The organism is Kitasatospora sp. NPDC028961 (assembly GCF_055564815.1).
Genome location: NZ_JBVHVO010000031.1, coordinates 63,704 through 67,185 on the forward strand (window position 1 = coordinate 63,704; position 3,482 = coordinate 67,185).

3 protein-coding genes are annotated in these 3,482 nt (G+C 74.7%); 2 read left to right on the forward strand and 1 reads right to left on the reverse strand.

Annotated elements, in window-relative coordinates; genetic code table 11:
* Positions 1 to 178 precede the first annotated feature (178 nt).
* Complete coding sequence (locus ACZ4UX_RS32465; protein WP_465709254.1) at positions 179 to 1,342, forward strand: AI-2E family transporter; 1,164 nt, start codon at positions 179 to 181, stop codon at positions 1,340 to 1,342.
* 49 nt (positions 1,343 to 1,391) lie between these two features.
* Here the strand turns inward: ACZ4UX_RS32465 and ACZ4UX_RS32470 are convergent, their stop codons facing one another.
* Positions 1,392 to 2,252 carry a helix-turn-helix transcriptional regulator gene (locus ACZ4UX_RS32470; RefSeq protein ID WP_465709255.1) on the reverse strand — a complete coding sequence of 287 codons (861 nt, stop codon included), beginning with the start codon at positions 2,250 to 2,252 and terminating at the stop codon, positions 1,392 to 1,394.
* Between the two features lie 194 nt (positions 2,253 to 2,446).
* On the opposite strand from ACZ4UX_RS32470, the gene ACZ4UX_RS32475 reads away from it, so the two are divergent.
* Positions 2,447 to 3,367, forward strand: a complete 921-nt coding sequence (locus tag ACZ4UX_RS32475) for an alpha/beta hydrolase (RefSeq protein WP_465709256.1) — start codon at positions 2,447 to 2,449, stop codon at positions 3,365 to 3,367.
* Positions 3,368 to 3,482 lie beyond the last annotated feature (115 nt).

Genomic DNA, 3,482 nt, shown 5'->3' on the forward strand with positions numbered 1-3,482 from the left:
AAAGCGGGAGAGAGGGGGGGAAAAGGACCGGAACAAACCACCCCCCCCCCCCCCCCCCCCCCCCCCCCCCCCCCCCCCCCCCCCCCCCCCCCCTCCCCCCCGCCCGGTTCCGGGCGCCTGCTCCGGAGCGGAAACCCGACGGACGGGCAGGCCCCCGCAGGAAAGGCGGCCCTCGCGCATGGACACCCGCGGACCGGCCCGGCGGCCCCGGCCGCCCGGAGTCAGGCGGCCCCGGGTCCGCACACCGCCGGCTCGGCCGTCACCGAAGGGCGACGGCGTCCCGCCGGGCCTGCGGAAGGCCGCCGGCTACACCTGGCGGCTGCTGCTGATCGGCGTGGCCGCCTACCTGGTCGTCATGCTGCTGGCCCGCCTCGAACTGCCGGTCGTCGCGGTCTTCCTGGCGTTGGTCATCACCTCCGTGCTGCGGCCCGCCGTCGACCTGCTGGCCCGGGCACTCCCCCGCCCGCTCGCCGTCCTGCTGGCCTTCCTGGTGGCGATCGCGCTGGTCACCGGCGTCCTGACACTGGTCGGCACGACCGTCGCCGGCGAGTGGAGCCGGCTGAACACCGAGCTGCACGGCGGTCTGGCCCGGCTCGACGACTGGCTCTCCGGCGCCCCCTTCCACCTGCGGCAGGGCGCCGTCACCGACTTCCGGGCGAAACTCGGCGACTTCGTGGACGCCCACCGCTCGACGCTGATCAGTGCCGCCATCAGCAGCGCCGGCCGGGTCGTCGAACTGGTCACCGCGGCCGCCCTCGCGGTGTTCTGCTCCGTGTTCTTCCTGCACTCCGGCGACCGGATGTGGGCCTGGGCAGAGCGCCAGCTGCCCGCCCGCGCCCGGCCCGTGTGGGGTCGGGCGGGCCGCACCGCGTGGCGCACCTTCGCCGGGTACACCCGGGGCGTCCTGATCGTCGCGGCGACCAACGCCGTCCTGGTCGGCATCGCCCTGACCGTGCTGCAGGTGCCGCTGGCACTGCCGCTGGTCGTCCTGGAGTTCGTCGCCGCCCTCATCCCGCTGATCGGCTCCCCGATCGCGCTGGCCGTCGCCGCACTGGTCGCGCTGGCCGCGCGCGGCCCGGTGGTGGCCCTGCTGGTGCTCGGGCTGATCGTGGTGATCGGCCAGATCGAGGGCCATCTGCTGCATCCGCTGGTGCTGGGCTGGTCGGTTCGGATCCATCCGGTGGTGATCGCCCTGTCGGTGACGGGCGGCGCCGTGCTGGGCGGGGTGCTGGGCGCGGTGGTCGCGGTACCGGCGGTGTCGGTGGCCTGGGCGGTGATCAGCGAGCTCCGGACCCCGGGGCCGACGCCCCCGGATCCCGACCACCCGCCACCCCGCCGCTGAGGCCCGGCAGCGGCCGGCTGACGGTCGTCGGCCGCGCCGCCGGACCGCGTCAGCCCGCCGGGGTGTCGGCCGGGGCATCGGCCCAGGAGGCCAGGATGCGCAGCGCGTCGTGGCTCGGCGAGCCGGGTTCGGCGGACCAGACGACGAGCTGCTGGTCGGTGTCGGTGGTGCTGGCGAGGGTGTCCCAGTCGAGGGTGAGGTCGCCGACCACGGGGTGGTGCAGCACCTTCGTGCCGACGCCGCGGAGGGCGACGTGGTGGGCGGCCCACCAGCGGCGGAAGTCGGCGTCCTGGACGGACAGTTCGCCGACCAGCGCGGTGAGCCTGGGATGGTCCGGATCGCGGGCCGCCTCCATCCGCAGCTGGGCCACGCAGGTGTGGGCGACGCTCTCCCAGTCGGCGTAGAGGTCGCGCATGGCCGGGTCGGTGAACACCATCCGGATGTAGTTGCGCCGCTTCTCCGGGATCTTCGCGAAGTCGGTGACCAGGGCGGCCGCCAACGGGTTCCAGGCGAGGATGTCCATCCGGCGGCCGAGGATGACGGCGGGGAGGGTCCTCAGGTCGTCCAGCAGCCGGTGCAACCTCGGCTGGGCCTTCTGCAGGGTGCGCCGCGGGGCCCGGGCGGCCGGCCGCCCGGCCAGCGTGAGCAGGTAGTCGCGCTGGTCGCCGTCCAGTCGCAGGACCCGGAAGAGGGCGTCGAGCACTCCGGCGGAGGCCTGGATCCGGCCCTGTTCCAGACGGGTGTAGTAGTCCGTGCTGATGGCCGCGAGCTGCGCGACCTCCTCCCGGCGCAGCCCGCTCACCCGGCGGCGGCCGGCTCCCTCCGGCAGCCCGACCGCTTCGGGGCTCAGCTCGGCCCGGCGGGCCTTGAGGAAGGCCCCGAGTTCCCCGGGGTGCGCGTTGCTGCTCATGCCCCCAGTCTCACCCCGCCGCGCGTCCCGTGGGAGGGAGGGTTTCCTCCCCCGATGGCGCCCTCCCGGGCAGAAGCTCTCCCCTTCCGGGCACCCGGGGGGCGTGTGAGCCTGAGTGACGTACCCCCCAGGACGCTCCCGTGCAGCGAGGAGAGCTCCGGGGCTTTCGGACCACCTCCACTGGAGTGCAGCTCATGGACAGCGTCACCTTCCCCAACGGCACGGTCACCATGGCCGGCAATCTGTTCCACCCCCGGGACCTCGACCCCGAGGGCGGCCACCCGGTGGTGGTCGTCGTCCACCCGGGGGGCGGCGTGAAGGAGCAGACCGCCGGCCTGTACGCGGCGAAGCTGGCCGAGCAGGGCTTCGTGGCGCTGGCCTACGACGCCTCCCACCAGGGCGCGAGCGGCGGTGAGCCGCACTTCCTGGAGGACCCGTCGCGGCGGGTCGAGGACATCCACGCCGCCGTCGACTTCGTGCAGTCCCTGCCCTACGTCGACGCCGACCGGGTCGGTGTCCTCGGGGTCTGCGCCGGTGGCGGCTACGCCGTCAACGCCACCATGACCGACGCCCGGATCAGGGCCGTCGCCACGGTCAGCGCGGTCAACATCGGCAGCGCCTGGCGCAAGGGCTGGTCCGGCCTGGAGCACGACTCGGCGGCCCTGCCGGTCCGCGACGCGGCCTCCTCGGCCCGGCGGGCCGAGGCGACCACCGGCTGCGAGCCCGCCTTCGCCCCGTACGTCCCCGCCGAGCCCGACGCGGACACCCCGTACGACCTCGTCCGGGCCCACGACTACTACCTCACCCCGCGCGCCCAGCACCCGAACGCCGAGAACCGGTACCTGCTGGGTTCGAGCATTCCGCGGATCCTCGCCTGGGACGCGTTCCACCTGGTCGAGGACCTGCTCACCCAGCCGGTCCTGATGGTGGCGGGCAGCGACGCCGGCTCGCTCTGGCACACCACCGAACTGCACGGCCGGGTCCGCGGCCCGAAGCGGCTCGTCCTCGTCGAGGGCGGCACCCACATGGACTTCTACGACGTGCCCGAGTACGTCGAGCGGGCCGTCCGGGAGGCCGTGCCGTTCTTCGACGACAAGCTCACCGCCCGGGGCTGAGAGCGTCGTCGGGCACCTGACGGCCCGCGGACGACCGGTGGCGGGGGGGGGGGGGGGGGGGGGGGGGGGAGGGGGGGGAGCCACTACGCGGAGGCATGCCCGGTTTGTAGCGCCT

Bases quoted from the DNA above. Each gene is read 5' to 3' on its own strand.
- ACZ4UX_RS32465 (WP_465709254.1), top strand. From the start codon at position 179: ATGGACACCCGCGGACCGGCCCGGCGGCCCCGGCCGCCCGGAGTCAGG.
- ACZ4UX_RS32470 (WP_465709255.1), bottom strand. From the start codon at position 2,252: ATGAGCAGCAACGCGCACCCCGGGGAACTCGGGGCCTTCCTCAAGGCC.
- ACZ4UX_RS32475 (WP_465709256.1), top strand. From the start codon at position 2,447: ATGGACAGCGTCACCTTCCCCAACGGCACGGTCACCATGGCCGGCAAT.